Origin of the sequence: Streptomyces sp. Tu6071, assembly GCF_000213055.1 — a bacterium.
GTDB classification, from domain to species: domain Bacteria; phylum Actinomycetota; class Actinomycetes; order Streptomycetales; family Streptomycetaceae; genus Streptomyces; species Streptomyces evansiae.
This window is the reverse complement of the sequence record NZ_CM001165.1, coordinates 7,065,076-7,082,987: the sequence shown is the minus strand read 5'-3', so window position 1 is coordinate 7,082,987 and position 17,912 is coordinate 7,065,076. Positions and strand designations below refer to the sequence as shown.

The 17,912-nt window shown below is 74.4% G+C and carries 20 protein-coding genes; 10 read left to right on the top strand and 10 right to left on the bottom strand.

Going from position 1 to position 17,912, the window contains the following annotated elements:
* Positions 1-2: 2 nt before the first annotated feature.
* A complete protein-coding gene (locus STTU_RS30220) occupies positions 3-854 on the bottom strand; it encodes an SMP-30/gluconolactonase/LRE family protein (protein WP_007830000.1) in 852 nt (283 codons plus the stop codon).
* Between the two features lie 197 nt (positions 855-1,051).
* Here STTU_RS30220 and STTU_RS30215 point away from each other — a divergent pair, with 197 nt between their 5' ends.
* Positions 1,052-1,378, top strand: coding sequence for an SCO4225 family membrane protein (locus tag STTU_RS30215; protein WP_007829999.1), 327 nt, complete (start codon positions 1,052-1,054; stop codon positions 1,376-1,378).
* A gap of 20 nt (positions 1,379-1,398) precedes the next feature.
* Here STTU_RS30215 and STTU_RS30210 read toward each other — a convergent pair whose 3' ends face one another.
* Positions 1,399-2,016 carry a hypothetical protein gene (locus tag STTU_RS30210; protein WP_043256788.1) on the bottom strand — a complete coding sequence of 206 codons (618 nt, stop codon included), beginning with the start codon at positions 2,014-2,016 and terminating at the stop codon, positions 1,399-1,401.
* A gap of 122 nt (positions 2,017-2,138) precedes the next feature.
* A complete protein-coding gene (locus STTU_RS30205) occupies positions 2,139-2,378 on the bottom strand; it encodes a DUF6480 family protein (RefSeq protein ID WP_007829996.1) in 240 nt (79 codons plus the stop codon).
* A gap of 179 nt (positions 2,379-2,557) precedes the next feature.
* On the opposite strand from STTU_RS30205, the gene paaE reads away from it, so the two are divergent.
* The 5 genes from paaE (at position 2,558) to STTU_RS30185 (ending at position 7,153) form a co-directional block, all read left to right on the top strand.
* Positions 2,558-3,664 (top strand): 1,2-phenylacetyl-CoA epoxidase subunit PaaE, encoded by a 1,107-nt coding sequence (gene paaE, locus STTU_RS30200; protein ID WP_043256786.1) that lies wholly within the window; start codon positions 2,558-2,560, stop codon positions 3,662-3,664.
* Positions 3,665-3,858: 194 nt separating this feature from the next.
* Positions 3,859-4,506, top strand: a complete 648-nt coding sequence (locus STTU_RS30195; RefSeq protein WP_043256784.1) for an alpha/beta hydrolase — start codon at positions 3,859-3,861, stop codon at positions 4,504-4,506.
* Positions 4,507-4,771: 265 nt separating this feature from the next.
* Positions 4,772-4,882: a putative leader peptide gene (locus tag STTU_RS36285; protein ID WP_368073163.1), complete on the top strand. Its 111-nt coding sequence runs from the start codon at positions 4,772-4,774 to the stop codon at positions 4,880-4,882.
* 128 nt (positions 4,883-5,010) lie between these two features.
* Positions 5,011-6,132 (top strand): LLM class flavin-dependent oxidoreductase, encoded by a 1,122-nt coding sequence (locus STTU_RS30190; RefSeq protein WP_043256782.1) that lies wholly within the window; start codon positions 5,011-5,013, stop codon positions 6,130-6,132.
* Positions 6,133-6,304: 172 nt separating this feature from the next.
* Positions 6,305-7,153 (top strand): LLM class F420-dependent oxidoreductase, encoded by an 849-nt coding sequence (locus STTU_RS30185; protein ID WP_007829991.1) that lies wholly within the window; start codon positions 6,305-6,307, stop codon positions 7,151-7,153.
* Positions 7,154-7,264: 111 nt separating this feature from the next.
* Here STTU_RS30185 and STTU_RS30180 read toward each other — a convergent pair whose 3' ends face one another.
* From STTU_RS30180 to STTU_RS30170, 3 genes are all read right to left on the bottom strand, one after another.
* Complete coding sequence (locus tag STTU_RS30180; RefSeq protein ID WP_007829990.1) at positions 7,265-8,239, bottom strand: SDR family NAD(P)-dependent oxidoreductase; 975 nt, start codon at positions 8,237-8,239, stop codon at positions 7,265-7,267.
* 164 nt (positions 8,240-8,403) lie between these two features.
* On the bottom strand, positions 8,404-9,237 hold the full coding sequence (locus STTU_RS30175) for an aldo/keto reductase (protein ID WP_007829989.1): 834 nt from the start codon (positions 9,235-9,237) through the stop codon (positions 8,404-8,406).
* A gap of 244 nt (positions 9,238-9,481) precedes the next feature.
* Positions 9,482-10,849 carry a cryptochrome/photolyase family protein gene (locus STTU_RS30170; RefSeq protein WP_043256779.1) on the bottom strand — a complete coding sequence of 456 codons (1,368 nt, stop codon included), beginning with the start codon at positions 10,847-10,849 and terminating at the stop codon, positions 9,482-9,484.
* Between the two features lie 428 nt (positions 10,850-11,277).
* Here STTU_RS30170 and STTU_RS30165 point away from each other — a divergent pair, with 428 nt between their 5' ends.
* Together STTU_RS30165 and STTU_RS30160 are read left to right on the top strand one after the other, a co-directional pair.
* Positions 11,278-11,793, top strand: coding sequence for a lytic polysaccharide monooxygenase auxiliary activity family 9 protein (locus STTU_RS30165; protein WP_007829986.1), 516 nt, complete (start codon positions 11,278-11,280; stop codon positions 11,791-11,793).
* A gap of 194 nt (positions 11,794-11,987) precedes the next feature.
* On the top strand, positions 11,988-12,743 hold the full coding sequence (locus tag STTU_RS30160) for a chitinase (protein WP_007829985.1): 756 nt from the start codon (positions 11,988-11,990) through the stop codon (positions 12,741-12,743).
* 98 nt (positions 12,744-12,841) lie between these two features.
* Here STTU_RS30160 and STTU_RS30155 read toward each other — a convergent pair whose 3' ends face one another.
* The 3 genes from STTU_RS30155 to STTU_RS30145 all read right to left on the bottom strand — a co-directional run bounded on the left by STTU_RS30155 (position 12,842) and on the right by STTU_RS30145 (position 15,235).
* The gene (locus STTU_RS30155; protein WP_234019339.1) at positions 12,842-13,555 is read right to left on the bottom strand and encodes a DUF4232 domain-containing protein; all 714 of its coding nucleotides are present in this window, start codon (positions 13,553-13,555) and stop codon (positions 12,842-12,844) included.
* Positions 13,556-13,763: 208 nt separating this feature from the next.
* The gene (locus STTU_RS30150; RefSeq protein ID WP_043256777.1) at positions 13,764-14,678 is read right to left on the bottom strand and encodes a BlaI/MecI/CopY family transcriptional regulator; all 915 of its coding nucleotides are present in this window, start codon (positions 14,676-14,678) and stop codon (positions 13,764-13,766) included.
* A gap of 320 nt (positions 14,679-14,998) precedes the next feature.
* On the bottom strand, positions 14,999-15,235 hold the full coding sequence (locus STTU_RS30145; RefSeq protein ID WP_029396759.1) for a hypothetical protein: 237 nt from the start codon (positions 15,233-15,235) through the stop codon (positions 14,999-15,001).
* Positions 15,236-15,385: 150 nt separating this feature from the next.
* On the opposite strand from STTU_RS30145, the gene STTU_RS30140 reads away from it, so the two are divergent.
* Together STTU_RS30140 and STTU_RS30135 are read left to right on the top strand one after the other, a co-directional pair.
* Positions 15,386-16,663 carry a VWA domain-containing protein gene (locus STTU_RS30140; protein WP_158678816.1) on the top strand — a complete coding sequence of 426 codons (1,278 nt, stop codon included), beginning with the start codon at positions 15,386-15,388 and terminating at the stop codon, positions 16,661-16,663.
* Positions 16,663-17,445 (top strand): hypothetical protein, encoded by a 783-nt coding sequence (locus STTU_RS30135; protein WP_007829979.1) that lies wholly within the window; start codon positions 16,663-16,665, stop codon positions 17,443-17,445. The genes STTU_RS30140 and STTU_RS30135 overlap by 1 nt, the downstream gene beginning before the upstream one ends.
* A gap of 100 nt (positions 17,446-17,545) precedes the next feature.
* Here the strand turns inward: STTU_RS30135 and STTU_RS30130 are convergent, their stop codons facing one another.
* The gene (locus STTU_RS30130) at positions 17,546-17,899 is read right to left on the bottom strand and encodes a hypothetical protein (protein WP_007829978.1); all 354 of its coding nucleotides are present in this window, start codon (positions 17,897-17,899) and stop codon (positions 17,546-17,548) included.
* Between the last annotated feature and the right edge of the window lie 13 nt (positions 17,900-17,912).

The window sequence follows — 17,912 nt, the reverse complement described above, 5'->3', positions numbered from 1 at the left end:
GCTCAGCCCGCGTACGGGAGCGGGGGCAGCCCGCGCACCCCTGGCTCGGCGCGGAAGACCGCGCCCGCGTCGGGGTCCTCGTGCGGGGCGAGGTCCTGGCGCGAGGTGGTGATGTACAGCTCGCGGTAGCCGGGGCCGCCGAAGGCGCACGCGCTGACCTGGCGGGCGCCGACGTCGACGACCGCGTCGAGCGTCCCGTCCGGGGCGTAGCGGCGGACGGCGTGCCCGCCCCACAGGGCGATCCAGATGCCGCCCTCGGCGTCGCGGGTGATCCCGTCGGGGCCGCCGTCCGCCGGGTCGATCCGCACCCACGGATCCAGCGTGCCGAAGTCGCCGGTGACCGGGTCGGGGTGGAGGCGGAAGACCGTGCCCGTGCCGGTGTCGGCGTAGTGGGCCTCGCTGCCGTCGGGGGCCCAGACGAGGCCGTTGGAGATCGTGGCGTCGCGGTGCACGACGCTCGTGGTGCCGTCGGGGGCGAGGCGGTGGACGCTGCCCGCGCCGCGCCGCGCGTCGTAGGCCATCGAGCCGCAGTAGAAGCTGCCCGCCGGATCGCAGCCCCCGTCGTTCATCCGCACGGTCGGGTCGCTCCACAGCTCGGGCCCCGGGCGCACCGTCCCGTCCGGGTCCACGAGCGTGAATCCACGCTCGACGGCCGCGACGATCCCGCCGCCCGCGCGCGGGCGCCACGCGGCGAGCACGTCGCCGAGACGCAGCCGCTCGGGCCGCGCGTCGGCGTCGAAGGTGAGCAGCTCGCCGCGCGTCAGGTCGACGATGCGCAGTCGCCCCGCCGCCGGGTCCCAGCCCGGCCCCTCGCCGTGGTGGGTCACCACCTCGCTCCACCGCCGCGCGCGCATCCGTCCCCCTCGCACTCGTGCGGCCCCGGTCGGGCCGTCCCGGGGGACGATACCCATGATCGCCCAGGCTGCCGCGGCGCGGGTACCCAGACCGGATCTGAGTACGTCCACGGAGGTGCGCCGCGGCGCGGCGCGCGAGTCTTGGGGGGTCAGATCGTCCGCCCACGGACGTCCAGGCCGACGAAAGGCCCCCGGCAATGACCACCTCCTCGCGCACCGTCCTCGCGACCGCCCGCCGCCTGCTCCTGCGCCCGCTGCCCCTGGGGTACCTGGCGCTCGTGGCCGGGGTCGTGTGCTGGGTGATCGCCGACCACTACCTCGTGGCGCACGCCGACGCGAGCATGGCCGGTGTGTGGATCTTCTTCTCCACCGCCCCCGCTTCGATGATCTTCGCCGCGCTGCCGACGGCGCTGTTCTGGGTCGGGCCCCTCGTGGGCGCGCTCGTGAACGCCCTCGTGCTCGGGGTGCTCGCCGAGCGGTTCGGCGGGCGCGAGCGGGGACGCTCGCACTCGCGTCCCGCGTGACCCGGGCGTGCGTACCGGGCTCAGTGGAGCTTGTTCACCGCCGTCACGGTCGTCCGCCGGAAGGCGGGGACGGGGGCGGAGTCGAAGCCGCCGAGCTGGGCCCACTCCACGAGCGTGACCGTGCGCCCGTCACGGCCCACCGACCACAGCGAGACGTCGGAGGCGCCCCAGCTCGTGACGGTGTGCACCCCGTAGACGTGGGCGCCCTCCTCGACGTCGAGTTTTCCGTAGGACTTCTGCGTCGCGGTGACGTCGGGGTCCTCGGCGGCGCGCTCCGCGCAGCGCGCGAGGCCGCGGCGGAGCACTTCCGCGTAGTCGGCGGCCCGCCGCGCGTCGCGCTCCACGACGACGACCTGGAGGGCGTGCGTGTCCACGTCGGTGCGGAAGGTGCGGTGGCTCGCCGTCGACGGCAGGGTCTCGCCGCCGCAGAGGGGCAGTGGGTCGGGGCGCCCGGCGGTGACGGGTCCCGCGTACCAGCGGGAGGAAGGGTGCGGCGGCAGCTCGCTCGCACGCAGCCAGTGCGGGCCGGGGCTCTGCGCGAAGGCAGGCGCGGCGCCGAGCAGGCCGCCCGCGCTGAGCGCGAGGAGAGCGAGAGAGGTGCGCCAGGCGTGGCGGGGCCGGGCGGAGGTGCGGGTCATGCGGTGGTCCCCCTGGTCGTACGGTCGTCCACCCCGTACGACGGGTGAGCACCGCCCCTCGTTGCCGGACCCCTCTCAAACCACCCTTTGGAGTGATTCCAGGCGGTATCGCCGGATCGGATTTACGGGATCAGCACCGCGTACGCCAGGAAGAATCCCGCGACGAACAGCACGAGCACCCCGACGGCGATGAGCGGGGCGGCGGTCCAGCCGCGCGCCGGGTCCTTCCAGGGCCCCGGCTCGGACGTACTGCTCTCGGCGGGCGGGGTCTCACCCTGGGGGACGCCGCCGCCCGGTTCGAGGCCCGTCGTGAAGCTCGGATCTGCGTCGGTGTTGGACACGGGGGTCGCGTAGGTACTCATGGGGACGGGATGCCCGCCCCTCATGCCCTATAAGCACCTTTTGCACGTTTAATCCGTCCCTGCGCGTACCCACCCTCCCGTCACGTGGCGCGTGCCGCACCGTCGAGGGCTTGCACCCCGTGGGAATCTTTGGAAATCTACTCCCGAACGAACGGTCGGTAGATGTTGAGGAGTACGACATGACCGCGACCCCCGTAGAGGGCGCGCGCCCATCCGCACGGCGCCGCCCCGGCTTCCACACGCTCCGTGTCGCCCAGGTGGAGCGGCTGTGCGAGGACGCCGTCGCGGTCGGCTTCGACATCCCCGAGGAACTCGCCGAGCAGTACGCGCACCGCCCCGGCCAGTCGCTGACCCTGCGCCGCGAGGTGGAGGGCGGCGACGAGCGGCGCTCGTACTCGATCTGCTCCCCGGCGGGGACCGCGCCCCGCATCGGCGTGCGCGAGGTCCCCGGCGGTCTCTTCTCCTCCTGGCTCGTCCACGAGGTGCGGGAGGGCGACGAGGTCGAGGTCATGTCCCCGACCGGCCTCTTCACGCCCGATCTCGCGACGCCGGGGCACCACGTGCTCATCGCCGCGGGGTCCGGGATCACGCCCATGCTCTCCATCGCCGCTTCCGTGCTCGGCGCGGACGAGGACTCGCGCGTCACGCTCTTCTACGGGAACCGGCGCGCGGGCACCGTGATGTTCGCCGACGAGCTGGCCGACCTGAAGGACCGCTACCCGACGCGCTTCGAGCTGGCGCACGTGCTCTCGCGCGAGCCGCGCGAGGCCGAGCTGTTCAGCGGCCGTCTCGACGCGGAGCGCCTGGCGGCGCTGGTCGCGGCGCTCGTGGACGTCGAAGCGGCGGACCACTGGTGGCTGTGCGGCCCGCACGGCATGGTCACCGACGCGCGCGACGTGCTCGACGGGCTCGGTGTCCCGGCCGCGCGCGTCCACCAGGAGCTCTTCTTCGCCGACGGCGAGCCCATCACCCCGGCGGTCCGCCCGGACCGCCCCGCCGCGGACGGCCCCGCGAGCGAGGTCACGATCGTCCTCGACGGCCGCTCCACGACCGACGCGCTGCCGCGCGACCGCACCCTCCTCGACGGCGCCCAGGCCACCCGCTCGGACCTGCCCTTCGCCTGCAAGGGCGGCGTCTGCGGCACGTGCCGCGCGCTCGTCACCGAGGGCGAGGCGGACATGCGCCGCAACTTCGCCCTGGAGGAGAACGAGGTCTCCGCCGGGTACGTGCTGACCTGCCAGACCTTCCCCGTCTCCGAGAAGCTGACCGTCGACTACGACAGCTGAGCACGCCCGGCCGGACCCGCCGCCCCGGCGAACCGGGGCGCGACATTCCCGAGCCGTCCACCGGACCTTTGGCCACGGATCATCCCGGTAGGGTCCGGGCGGACGGAAAGGGGACGAAGGTGGCGGACAGGGAAGCGGTACGCGGCGCATCGGAACGGGGCAGGGACGCACCGGGAAGCGGGCGGTGCACCGTCGTGGTGCTGCACGGGGGCAAGGCGGAGGGGCGGGAACCGGCGCGGCCCTGGCAGCCGGCCGCGCTGCGGATGCGGCCGTTCGCGACGGCGCTGCGGCGCGCCCTGCCGAGCCGCAGCGCCGAGGTCGTCCCGGTGCGCTACCGCTACCGGGGCTGGAACGGCAGCGCGGCCGACCCGCTCCAGGACACCCTGCTCGCGCTCGACGCCCTCGCCGCGCGCGACGGCGACCGCCCCGTCGTGCTGCTCGGGCACTCGATGGGCGGGCGCGCCGCGCTGCGCGCCGCGGGACACCCCACCGTGCGCGGAATCGTGGCGCTCGCTCCGTGGTGCCCCGAGGGCGAGCCGGTCGCCCAGCTCGCGGGCCGTGAACTCGTGATCCTCCACGGCGACCAGGACCGGGTCACCTCGCCCGACGCCTCCTGGCGGCTGCTCACGCGCGCCCGCGAGGAAGGGGCGGTGGCCTCGGGCGTGCGGCTGACGGGCGGGGAGCACACGATGCTGCGGTACGCGGGGATGTGGCGGCGGCTCGCGGTCGGCGCCGTGACCGGGCTTCTCGGCGCGGGCCCGCTGCCGCCGGAGGTCGCCGAGGGATTCACGGCACCCGAGCCGGTCGCGGTGGGGGCGGGGCGCGCGACGAGAACGGGCTGAGCGCCGGGAGGGGCCCGGGCGCTCCGGCCCCCCGCACCGGCGCTCCGGCCCCCGGTGGCGGGGCTCCGGCTCCCGGCGGCGGGGCTCCGGGCCTCTCTGGCTGCGGCGGCTCCGGCGCTTCCGGGCAGAACCCGGACCTCGCGAGCTCCGGGGGTTCCGGACAGGGCCCGGACCTCACAGGCTCCGGATCCTCCGGGCAGGCCCCGGACCTCCCCGGCGGCGGGGGCCTCTTGACACCCCCGCCGGGCGCCGTTTGGATCGGGGCATGGATCAGCGCACGGTTCTGACGCGGCGTCGCCACGTCGACCTCGCCCGGGTGTCGAGCGCGGCGTGTCGCTCCACCGCGGGCGGTACGCGCCCGAGCGGCACGCGCTGAGCGGCGCCCCTCTCCCGTACCGCCTCCCCTCCCCCTGTACGGCGTCGCGCCGCGCGCCTCGCGCTCGCGCGCCGTGCTCCTCCCCCCGCGCGCCCCGGCGGGTCCCCCGTGCCGAACGGAGCTTTCCCGTGCCTCTGACCTTCCACTGGTTCCTGCCCACCAACGGCGACAGCCGCGAGGTCGTCGGCGGCGGCCACGGCACGCCCGTGACCGCGAGCGGCGGCGACCGCCCGCCCTCCGTCGAGTACCTGGCCCTCATCGCGCGCTCCGCCGAACAGCTCGGCTTCGAGGGGGCGTTGACGCCGACCGGCACGTGGTGCGAGGACGCCTGGCTGACGACGGCGATGCTCAGCCAGCACACCGAGCGCTTCAAGTTCCTTGTGGCCTTCCGCCCCGGCGCGCTCTCGCCGACGCTCGCGGCGCAGATGGCCGCCTCCTACCAGTGGCAGTCGGGCGGGCGGCTGCTGCTCAACGTCGTGACCGGTGGCGAGAGCGCCGAGCAGCGCGCGTTCGGGGACTTCCTCGACAAGGACGGGCGCTACGCCCGCACGGACGAGTTCCTGCACGTCGTACGGAGCCTGTGGCGCGGCGGGACCGTGGACCACGCCGGGGAGCACCTCAGGGTCGAGGGCGCGCGCCTCGGGCGGCTCCCCGACCCCGTGCCGCCCGTGTACTTCGGCGGCTCGTCGCCCGCCGCGCTGCGCGTGGCGGCCCGGCACGCGGACGTGTACCTGACGTGGGGCGAGCCGCCCGCCGCCGTCGCGGAGAAGATCGGCGCGGTGCGGGAGCTGGCGGCCCGGGAAGGGCGCGAGGTGCGCTTCGGTATCCGGCTGCACACGCTCACGCGGGACCGCTCGGAGGACGCGTGGGCCGAGGCGGCGCGGCTGCTCGACGGGATCGACGAGAAGCTCGTCGAGGACGTCCAGCGGGGGCTGGGCCGCAGCGAGTCGGAGGGGCAGCGGCGGATGCTCGCGCTCCACGGCGGGCGGCGCGACGCGCTGGAGATCCACCCGAACCTGTGGGCGGGCGTCGGGCTCGTGCGGGGCGGCGCGGGCACCGCGATGGTCGGCTCGCACGAGGAGGTGGCCCGGCTCGTCGAGGAGTACCACGCGGTGGGCATCGACGAGTTCGTCCTCTCCGGCTACCCGCACCTGGAGGAGGCGTACTGGTTCGGCGAGGGGGTGCTGCCGCTCCTGGAGCGCCGGGGACTGTGGCGGTCCCCCCGTGCGGGGGCCCGTCCTCGCGCCTGAGCGACCGCACACCGGTTCCTTCCGGTGAAGACACGGAGGGGGAGGAACGCGACCGGGGTCCGGCGGGGAATAGCTGTGATCACCGGTGCGGTTGGCGCCGGTGAAGCCTCCCGGACGGCGGTGCCGCGATCCCGTACCGTCGCGCCGGATCGCACCGACAGGAAGGACCGGCATGGACATGGGCCGTATCGGCATCTGGAACGGGCTGCTGAGCAAGGGGGACCCGATCGCCCAGGAGGCGACCGGGGAACTGGAGGAGCTGGGGTACGGGGCGGTGTGGCTCGGCGGGAACAGCAGCGTGACGGGGGCCGCCGCGCTCGTCGCCGCGACCTCGCGGATCACCGTCGCCAACGGCATCCTCAACATCTGGGAGCACACGGCCGAGGACGTCGCCGCCGAGGCGTCGGACCTCGACGAGGCACACCCGGGCCGCTACCTCCTCGGCCTCGGCGCGAGCCACGCCCCCGCCGTGAAGAACTACCGCAAGCCGTACTCGACGATGGTCGCCTACCTCGACACGCTCGACGCGGCCCCGCGCCCCGTCCCCGCCGCGCGGCGCGTCCTCGCGGCACTCGGCCCGAAGATGCTGAAGCTCGCGGGGACCCGCGCGGCCGGCGCGCACCCGTACCTCGTGACGCCGCAGCACACCGCCGAGGCCCGCGAGGCCCTCGGCCCCGGGCCGCTGCTCGCGCCCGAGGTGAAGGTCGTGCTGAGCGAGGACGCCGAGCGGGCCCGCGCGATCGGGCGGCAGGTCCTCGCGATGTACCTCAAGCTGCCCAACTACACGAACAACTGGCTGCGCCTCGGCTTCACCGAGGAGGACTTCCGCGCGGGCGGCAGCGACCGGCTCGTGGACGCGACGGTCATCTGGGGCTCGCCGGAGACCGTACGGGGCCGCATCGCCGAGTACCACGAGGCGGGCGCCGACCACGTCGCCGTCCAGCTCCTCGACGGCAACCCGGACTCGCTGCCGCGCGCCGGGTGGCGGGAGCTGGCGGGGGTGCTGGAGCTGAAGGGCTGAGGACGAGGGGGGACCGGGCCGGGGCGGTGCGGGAACCGGGCCGCTCCGCCTGCGAGGCGCCCGGCGCGGTGCGGCCCCCGCTCCCCCGTGCCGCCCCGATTCCCCGGTCCCTCAGCCGCGTCCGAAGGTGTCGATGCCCGTGCGCTCGGCGGACAGGGCCCACAGCCGGGCCGCCTGCTCGGGGTCGATCGCCCAGTCCTTGACGCCGCCGCTTCCCTCGGGAGCCTCGTCGGCGGGGACGGCGACCTCGCAGTCCTCCAGGTAGAGGCCGCCGAGGCCGTCGAGGAGCGGCGAGGTCGCGGCGAAGACGGTCGTGGCCGCGCCCTGCTCGGGGGTCTTGAAGACATCGGGGTCGATCAGCTCGCCCTGCTCGTCGATCCAGCCCCTGTCCACCATCTCCTGCCGCTCCAGGTGGCGCTGGAGCGGCGTGAGGATGCCGCCGGGGTGCAGCGCGAAGGCCCGTACGCCGTCCTCGGCCGCGAGGGCGTCGAGGTGGACGGCGAAGAGCACGTTGGCCGTCTTGGCCTGCCCGTACGCCTCCCACTTGTCGTAGCCCTCGCGGAAGTCGACGTCGTCCCAGCGGATGCCGGAGCGCAGGTGCCCCGTCGAGGACAGCTCGACGACGCGGGCGCCGCCGTCCGCGACGAGCGCCGGGCGCAGGAGGTTGGTGAGGGCGTAGTGGCCGAGGTGGTTCGTGCCGAACTGGGCCTCCCAGCCGGGCCCGACGCGGGTCTCGGGGCAGGCCATGATCCCCGCGTTGTTGATGAGGAGGTCGATCGAACGGCCCGAGGCGCGGAACTCCTCGGCGAAGGCCCGGACGCTGTCGAGGTCGCCCAGGTCGAGGGTGGCGACCTCGGTGCCCTCGATGTCGGCGAGCGCCTCGCGCGCGGCCTCGGGCCGGCGCGCGGGCACGACGACGTGGGCGCCCGCCCCGGCGAGGGCGCGGGTGGTCTCCAGGCCGATGCCGGAGTAACCCCCCGTGACGACGGCGAGCTTGCCGCCGAGGTCGATGCCGGAGAGCACTTCGCTCGCGGTGGAGTCGTGGCCGAAGGGGGAACCGATGGGGTGCTGCTGGCTACGGGTCATGACGACGACGCTACGAACTGGAGCGCACTCGAAGTCAAACGCGGCTCGCACCCCGGCCCGCGGGCCCCTCCCCCGGCCGAACGCGGGACGGCCGCCCCGGGCCCGGCGCCGCGCGAATGGCCCCCGGAGCAGATTCCGGGGGCTGGTACGCGCGGCGAAGCCGCTTACGGCACGTAGTTGAACTCGTCCGGGTTCGGTCCCGTGCGCTCGTCGCGGTTGAGGGCCGAGATCTCGGACATGTCGCCCTCGGTCAGCTCGAAGTCGAACAGGGCGAAGTTCTCCTCGACGCGGGAGCGGGTGACGGACTTCGGGAAGACGATGTCGCCGCGCTGGATGTGCCAGCGCAGCGTGACCTGCGCGGCCGACTTGCCGAGGCGGTCGGCGATGCTGGTGATGACCGGGTCCTTGAGGACGAGGCCCTGGGCGATCGGGGACCACGCCTCGGTCGCGATGCCGTGCTCGGCGCCGAAGGCGCGCACCGTCTCCTGGGTGAGGTACGGGTGCACCTCGATCTGGTTGACGGCGGGGACGACGTCCGTCTCGTCCAGGAGGCGCCGCAGGTGGTGCGGCTGGAAGTTCGAGACGCCGATCGCCTTGGCGCGCCCCGAGCGGTAGACCTCCTCCAGCGCCTTCCAGGTCTCGACGAAGTCGCCGACCTTGGGCAGCGGCCAGTGGATCAGGAAGAGGTCGAGGTAGCCGATGTCGAGATCGGCGAGGCTCTGGTCGAAGGCGGCGAGCGCGTCGTCGTGGGCGTGGAAGCCGTTGTTGAGCTTGCTCGTGACGAACAGCTCCGCGCGGTCGATGCCGGACTCGCGGACCGCCTGCCCGACCTCCTTCTCGTTGCCGTACATCTCGGCGGTGTCGATGTGCCGGTAGCCGACGTCGAGGGCGCTGAGCGTGGCCTCCTTGGTCTTCTCCGGCGGGACCTGGAAGACCCCGAAACCGAGCTGGGGGATCTCCACGCCGTTGTTGAGGGTGATGTTCGGTACTGCGGGCACGTGCCTCTCCTCATTCGTTCGGCGGGGGCGGGAGCCGTACGGATCGCACGCGGGCGAGGTGCTCCACCGCCACGGTGGTCCGCCTCCCCGTTTTCCGGGGGCGGAAAACACCATTCTGCCCTGTTTCGACACGATGTGCGCGGGTTGTCACTCGCGGTACGGGCCCGCCGCGCGTGGCGGAAGGGATGCCTCCGCCACGGCTCCGCGTGCCCTCGTACGCCCCGCGCACACCACCCCGCCCGGCTCAGCCCTTCTCGCGGGCCCTGCGGAAGCGGTCGCGGCCCTCGGCGAGGTCGACGAGCGGCTCGGGGTACCCCTCGCGCTCCTCGCGCGGGCGCTTCCACGGCTCGTGCACCGCGCGCCCCTCGATGCCGCGCAGCTCGGGCACCCAATGGCGTACGTAGTCGCCCTCCGGGTCGTACTTGCGGGCCTGCGTGAGCGGGTTGAGCACCCGCCCGGGGCGGGTGTCGGTGCCGGTCCCCGCGACCCACTGCCAGTTCATCTGGTTGTTGACGAGGTCGCCGTCGACCAGGAGGTCGAGGAAGTGCGCGGCGCCGAGCCGCCAGTCGAGGTAGAGGGTCTTGGTGAGGAAGCTCGCGGCGAGGAGCCTGCCCCGGTTGTGCATCCAGCCCTCGTGCGCGAGCTGCCGCATCGCGGCGTCGACGACGGGGTAGCCGGTGCGGCCCTCGCGCCAGGCGGCGGCCTCGTGCTCCGCGTCGCTCCCGGTGCGCCAGTGGTCGCCGCGCGGGCGGTAGTCCTCGTGGGCGGCGGCGGGGCGTGCGGCGAGCACCTGGTGGTGGAAGTCGCGCCAGCACAGTTGCCGCACGAAGGCGTCGGCCCCCGCCCCGCCGACGGCGCGCGCCCGGTGCACGCACTCGGCCGCCGAGAGCGCCCCGAAGTGGAGGTACGGGGAGAGCCGCGAGGTGCCGTCGCCCGCGAGGTCGTCGTGCAGGTCCTCGTACCGGCTGATCCCGTCGCGCCGCCAGTCCGCGAGCCGCGCGCGGCCCTCGCGCTCGCCGCCCCGGGCGAGCCCCGGCGAGACCCCCTCGACGTCCTCGCGGCGCGGGACCCCGTCGGAGCGGACCTTCGACGGAACGCTCAGCTTGCGCGGCGCGCCGAGGGGTTCGCGCAGGTGCTGGGCCGACCACTGGCGGTGGTACGGGGTGAAGACGGCGAAGTGGTCCTTGGAGCCCGGGACGACCTCGCCGGGCGGCAGTGCCGTGATCACCGCCTCGTGCTCGACGAGTTCGGCGCCCGTCCCTTCGAGCGCCGCGCGCAGCCGGTCGGCGCGGTTCCTCGCGTACGCGCTGACCCCGGCCGCCACGTGCACGCGCTCCGCGCCCGTGGACCCGACGAGTTCGCGCACGACCTGTGCGGGCTCGCCCGCGCGCACCACGAGCCGGCCGCCGCGCTCGCGCAGTCCCGCGTCGAGGTCGCCGAGGCAGTCGGCGAGGAAGGCGGCCCGATTGGCCGCGTGGAAACCCACCTTCTTGATTCCGGGGTCGCGGACGAAGAGCGGCACCACCTCCTCGGCCTCGCGCACGGCGGCGCGCAGGGGCGGGTGGTCGTGCAGGCGCAGGTCGGAGGTGTAGAGGACGATCGATGCCTTCACGGCGGGCTCCGCTGGGGGACGTACGGGACGGACTACCGCGATGATCGCCGGACGGGGGCCGTACGACGCGCTTCCCACGCGGGAGGACGGGAGTAGAACACCCGCACGACGCTCACGCGTTCGGGGCAAACCCGCCCGCGCGGGGGCAACTGCCGCGCGCGGCGCGGAGGATACCGCGCCCCGCTCAGGACGGGGGCGCACTCCGGTCAAGCGCTTCCGCTCCCTTGACGTGAACACGTGACTCGGTATGGTCTAGTCCAAGTGGCCCAGACCATTGGGAACTCCGGTACTCCCGTGCCGTGTTCACCGGTCGCGGCCAGAAGCCTTCGCGCCTCTTGCACCCCCACCCTGAGAGGCCCGTCCGGACGGCACGGCGCCCCAATCGCCGCACCGCTCCCGGGCAGACCGACCGCAGTGAAGGAGAACTCATGCACGCCAAAAGGAAGTTCGCCATCGGAGCGGGCGCCGTCCTGGCCCCCGCCCTCGCCCTCACGCTCGGTGCGAGCACCGCGAGCGCCCACGGCTACATCAGCAACCCGCCGAGCAGGCAGGCCCAGTGCGCGGCCGGCACCGTCTCCTGTGGCGAGATCAAGTACGAGCCGCAGAGCGTCGAGGGGCCCAAGGGCCTGACGAGTTGCAGCGGCGGCAACTCGCGCTTCGCGGAACTCGACGACGACTCCAAGGGCTGGGTGGCGACCCCGGTCAGCTCCTCCACGCAGTTCAGCTGGAAGCTCACGGCGCAGCACTCCACGAGCACCTGGCAGTACTTCGTCGGCGGCCAGAAGATAGCCGAGTTCAACGACGGCGGTGCCAAGCCCGGCGCCACCGTGACCCACACCGTCAACTTCGGGAACTTGAAGGGCAAGCAGAAGGTCCTCGCGGTGTGGAACATCGCCGACACCACCAACGCCTTCTACAACTGCATCGACGTCACGGTGCGGTAGAGGTCCCGTGCGGCAGGCAGTAAGCGTCAGGCAGTAATCGGCAAGCAGCACAAGGCACTTCCACGAAGCGCGAGCCACGGGCGCGGGCCCCGCACCCCCGCCCGTGGTGCTTCCCCAGCCCCACCCCCTCCCCCCACACCGGCGGGCCGCCGCCACCTCCTCGCGGCGGCCCGCCCGCACGAATGGAGCCCCCCGTGCGCGCACGATTGCTCGCTCTCCTCTCGGCGACCGCCTCGGCCGCCGCCCTCACCACGCTCGCGCTCGGCGGCACCACCGCCGCGGCGAGCCCCCGCACCGCGAACGCCGGCACGAGTCAGCACGTCTCCGCCGCCGCCTTCGTGGTGAGCCAGTCCCAGTTCGACCAGATGTTCCCGGGCCGCAACTCGTTCTACACGTACGAGGGCCTGACGGCCGCGCTCGACGCCTACCCCGGCTTCTCGGGGACCGGCAGCGACACGACGCGCAAGCAGGAGGCCGCGGCCTTCCTCGCCAACGTGAGCCACGAGACCGGCGGCCTCGTCTACGTCGTCGAGCAGAACACCGCCAACTACCCGCACTACTGCGACACTTCGCAGCCCTACGGCTGCCCGGCGGGGACCGACCAGTACTACGGGCGCGGCCCCATCCAGCTCAGCTGGAACTTCAACTACAAGGCGGCGGGCGACGCGCTCGGCATCGACCTCCTCAACAACCCGTCCCTCGTGGAGAAGGACGCGGCCGTCGCCTGGAAGACCGGGCTGTGGTACTGGAACACGCAGAACGGCCCCGGCACGATGACGCCGCACGACGCGATCGTCAACGGGCGCGGCTTCGGCGAGACGATCCGCAGCATCAACGGCAGCCTGGAGTGCGACGGGAAGAACCCGGCGCAGGTGCAGAGCCGCGTCGACAGCTACACGCGCTTCGCGCAGATCCTGGGCGTCGACCCGGGCGCGAATCTGAGCTGCTGAACGGGTGACCCCGCAGACTTGCGGGGAGGGGGGCGGCCCGCGCATCGCGGGCCGCCCCCCCACCCGTACTCGCCGTGCCGGGGCGGGAGGGCCGAGGCTCAGGAGGGACCGGCGCCCGCGCTGAGCGTCGTCACCGTGAAGGTGTCCCCGCAGACGCGGAAGTCGCCCGCCCGCGTCGTCATCGCCTCCCGCGAGCCGGGCGGGTAGACCCGCAGCAGTTCGCCCTTCGCCCGGCAGGGGCCCCCGACTCCCCCGTTGAGCGTGTGCACCTCACTGTGCGCCTTGGCGCCCGGCGCGAGCCGGACGCTGCTCCCGGCTCCTCCCTCGCGCTTCGCCGGAGCGCCGATCTGCGCCCCGTCGCCCGCGAGATGGGAGACCCCGGGGTAGCCGCTGAGCACGCACGTGCGGCCCGAGGTGTTGGTGAAGACGAGCGAGTAGTGGATGTTGCCCGCGCCCACGTCGCCGCGCCCGAGGACGAGCCGCATCCCGGCGGAGGCGCAGCGCGGGGTGCCGCTGTCCTTCGGCGCGGAGGTCGCGGGCGTGCTCGCGGAGGCGCTCGGCACGGCGCTCGGCGGGGTGCTCCGGGGACGGCCCGGGGAGCTGTCCCCCGAGCCCTCCCGCGACTGGCCGGGCGAGGTGCTCTGCGGGGCGGAGGTGCTCGGCTCCGGGGAGCCCAGGCCGGGCGGGCTCGCCGTCCCGCTCGTGGGCGCGGCGGAGGCGTCCGAGGCCGACTGGGCCTCGCTCCCGCCGTCCCCGCCCGAGCAGGCGGTGAGTGCCGCCGCCGTCAGGAGGCAGAGCAGGACGCCCCGCACGGGGCGGCCTCCCGCTCCGTGCCGTCCAGGCCGCCGGTTCATGCGTGTACGCGTCACGTTCCCCATGGGGCCCGTCTTCCCACCGCGAGCGCCCCCGAATCCGCCGGACGCGGGTCGTACGGGGGTACGAGGGCGGCTCGGGGCCGCTCGGGGCGGCGCGCGGGGCGTGCGCACCGCCCCTGACCACGGGGCAGAGGGGCGGGGCGGGTCAGTCGCGGGTGGTGGTTCCCGCCGCCGTGGTGTGCGTGTAGTAGACGGACTTCTGCTGGCGCGACCGCTGCACCAAACCCTTGGCGACGAGCGCTTCGAGCGTGGTACGCACGACGTTGCCCTTCAGCTCGCGGTCGGGGTGCTCCTCGCGGAGGGTCGACCCGACCTCGGCGGCGGAGCGGGGCTCGCCGTGGGCCGCGAGCTGCCGGGAGATCAGTTCGCGCAGCGTGATACGCCCGGCGGGGGTGGTGTCGGTGGCGGACGAGGGCGCGGTCGTGGTGGCGGGCGAGGTGGCGGACTTCGCCTCGGCCTTGGCGGTGGGCTTGGCGGTGGGCTTGGGGGCCGACTTGGCGGGCGCCTTGGCCCCGGCCGTGGACTTGGCCCGCGTCTTCGGGGCGGCCTTGGACGCGGGCTTGGCTGCGGTCTTCGACGCGGCCTTGGAAGCGGACTTGGCTGCGGTCTTGGTCTTGGCCGCGGGCTTCGACGTGGTGCGCGCGGGGGCCTTCTCCGCCGTCCCGGCGACCGAGGCGGGGACAGTGGTCGCCAGTCCGGAGGCCGGGGCCGGTACGGGAACCGGGGCCGCCTCGGGTGCCACCGCGGCGGACGCGGGGGCCTGCGCCGGGCTCTCCGCGCGGGCGCGCGGCACCTTCGCCGACTCGGCGGCGGGAGCCGGAGCGGTGTCGGCGGTGGTGGCGGGGGCGGTGTCGGCGGTGGTGGCGGGGGCGCCGCCGAGGGCCTGCTGCACCCCCGTCAGCATCCCCTGTTCGCGGGCGAGGACGCCGAGCCGCTCGCGCAGCGCGTCGATCTCCTCGGCGATCCTCGACTGCTCCTCGGTGTTGGCGTGCAGGTCGGCGGCGACTTTCGCCTCGTACTGCGCCTTGAGGTTCTGCACCTCGGTGGGGTCCTGGGTCACGGACGACTCACTTCCTGGACGTGGTGGTGGTCCCCGGCCGGGGCCGGAGTGGTGCCTGCCGCGTCCGGTGGCACTCCCGTCGGATGCCGCCCGCTCCGGGACGCCTTCGAGGGCATCCGCCTGCGGTGCCGGGCCAGTTCGGGAACGGGGAGGGGACGCGGTGGGGCCGAGGGTACCGCCGTCGGGGCCCGTGCGGGGCCGGGCCGCCGGAAGTGCACTCTCTCGTGGCAGGACGTACGAGAGAGGCATCGCTCGCGCACCCCGGCACGCGCGGCGGCGCCGGGCGGGGCCCGGCGCCGCGGTGTGGTGGTGCGCGCGGCTCAGCGCGGGGTCCAGCTGTACTGGTCGCCGCCCACCCACAGCACCTTGTCGGGGTCGTCGAGATCCTCCGCGGTGAGGCCGAGGGCGAGGGCGACCGCCACCACCTCCTTCACGTTGGTGGCCTCGCCGACCACCTGCCCGTCCGCCTCGACGACGCGGAAGGGAGGGTGGGCCGGCTGGGGCGCGAGGACCACGAGACGGGGCATCATCGAGCGGGGGCTGTCTCTCTCTGTCATGCCTCACGCGTTCCACCGCCCCGCTCCCGCCACACGCGCCCCCTGCGCGGCTACGTCCCTCCGGGGCGGCAGCCGGAGCAGAACGGGCCGTCAACTGTCCCCCGAACGGCTTATTTTGGCTTCGCGGCCGATTATCCGTACGATCCCACGATGATCTTGACGAAATACCGGGTGGCAGCCGCCGGAGGGGCGCTCGCCGTCGCGCTCGCCCTGCTGCCGGGGGCCGCCGCCCAGGCCGCGGACGAGCCCGACGCGGGCAAGGCGCCGCCCCAGGTAGAACTGGTCCTCGACGTCAGCGGTTCGATGCGGGCGAAGGACATCGACGGCGCCTCACGCATGTCGGCGGCGAAGCAGTCGTTCAACGAGGTGCTCGACGCCGTCCCCGAGGACGTCGAGCTCGGCATCCGCACCCTCGGCGCCGACTACCCGGGCGAGGACCGCGAGACGGGCTGCAAGGACACCCGTCAGCTCTACCCGGTCGGCCACCCGGACCGCACCGAGGCGAAGGCCGCCGTGGCGACGCTCTCCCCCACGGGGTGGACGCCGATCGGGCCCGCGCTCCTCGGCGCCGCCGACGACCTGCGCGGCGGTGAGGCGAGCAAGCGGATCGTCCTCATCACGGACGGCGAGGACACCTGCCACCGCGACCCCTGCGAGGTGGCCCGCGAGATCGCCGCGAAGGGCGTGCACCTCGTCGTGGACACACTGGGTCTCGTGCCCGACGCGAAGACGCGCGATCAGCTCAGCTGCATCGCCGAGGCGACCGGCGGGACGTACACGACGGTCCGGCACACGAAGGACCTCTCCGGCCGCGTCAAGCAGTTGGTGCACCGGGCGGCAGACCCGGTCGTGACGCCCTCGGCGGTGTCCGGCGCGGCGGAGTGCGCGAAGGCGCCCGAGCTGAGGACCGGTCTGTACAGCGACCGCGCGAGGATCGGCGAGCACCGCTGGTACCGCGTCGAACTCCCGCCCGGCAAGGAGTTGCGGGCGGCGGTGACGGTCGCGGCGGACCGCGCGGTGGCGCCGGACAGCGGCGTGCTGCTGCGCGCGGTGACGCTGCACGGACGCGAGATCGTGCGGGGCGAGGCGGCCGGGACGGGGCGCACCGACGCGCTCTCGACGGGGCTGCGCTACCCGAAGCCGGAGGCGGATGACGACGACGGCGACGAGCCGCCCGCCGAGACGGTGTGCCTCCAGGTGGCGCACTCCTTCACCGACCGGGGCGCGAGCACCGCGAAGGCCCCCGGTCTGCCGCTGGAACTGACGATCGATGTGGTGGGCGGTCCTTCGAACGGCTCGGACGTGGCCTCCTTCGGGCTCGGGCACGGCTGGTGGCTGCTCGGTCTGCTCGCGGTGGTGGGTCTGCTGACCGGACTGGTGTGGGGCTTCGTCTCGCGCTGGCGCGTCACGGTGTGGAGGAGCAACTGATGAGGATGCGGAACAAGCCCGGCGCCTTCGCGCGCCGGGCGGGGGCCGCGCTCGCCGCGCTGTGCCTCGCGCTCGGCCCGGCGGTCGCGGCACGGGCCGACGACGGGAACGACAAGGGGGCGGCGCCCACGGAGGCGGGCACCTCCTTCCGCACCGCGACCGCGCTCGACGTGGGACAGCGCGGCACCGCGCACGCCTCGACGGGCGACTACCTGTACTGGGTCTACCCCGGGGACGCGGGACGCTCGGCGACGGTGCGTGCCGACGTGAGGCTCCCGGCGGCGAGTGCCCGGCACGGAGCGCAGACGTGGCAGGTCGACGTGTACGACGGGCTGCGGCGGCGGCAGGCGTGCCGCTACGGCGCGCAGACCCGTACGGTCGCGGCCGAGACCACCACGGTGCGGCTGTCGTGCACGCTGCGCACGGTGCGCGCCTGGGCGGAGCCGTGGGCGAACGACCCGCTGCCCGGCGCCTACTACGTGCGCCTGACGGTGCTCGACGCGCCCGCACAGGACATGGGCCTGCCGGTCGACGCGGCCGTGGAGGTGTCCACGGTCGACAAGGGCGGGGCCGCGGCCGTGGGCGGAAAGCTCGCGAAGCCGCTGCTGCCCGCGGCGGCTCCGCAGGCGCCCGAGCCGGAGGACGGCTGGTCGTCGGGCCGCTGGAACGACCGCTGGTGGTGGACCGGCGGCGGCGCGGTGCTCGGCGCGCTGTGCGGGATCGGCGGGTACGTGCTGACGCGGGGCCGGGGACGGCCGCGCGGGCTGCCCCCGCAGGTCTGAGCGAGGGCGCGCCCCGTACGTCGCACGGGAGGGGCCCGGCACCTGTCACAGGTGCCGGGCCCCTCCCGTGCGCGGCCTCGCGGTGCCGGGTGCCGGTGCCTCAGTCTCCGGCGAGCACGGCGAGCACCCCGCACAGCAGGCTCACGAAGGCGACGGCCGTGCCGAGCACGGCGGTGGCCACGCAGCGGCGGCGCAGTCGCTCGTAGCGCGCCGTGTACTCGGCGCGCAGGCTCACCGAGCGGGCGGCGACGCGGCGCAGCATCTCCTTGGAGTCGTCGAGCCGGTCGGCGGTGTAGGCGCGCTCGAGGTCCTCGCGCTGCGCGGTGGTGAGCCAGGGCAGGTGCTCGGTGAGGCACCGCGCCCGCCGCCTGGCCTCCGCCACCTCGGCGTTCCACAGCAGGTACCCCTCCAGCTGGACGAGTCCGCGCGCGCTGTCGGGGGTGGGCTGCTCCACGTACGGCTCCTTG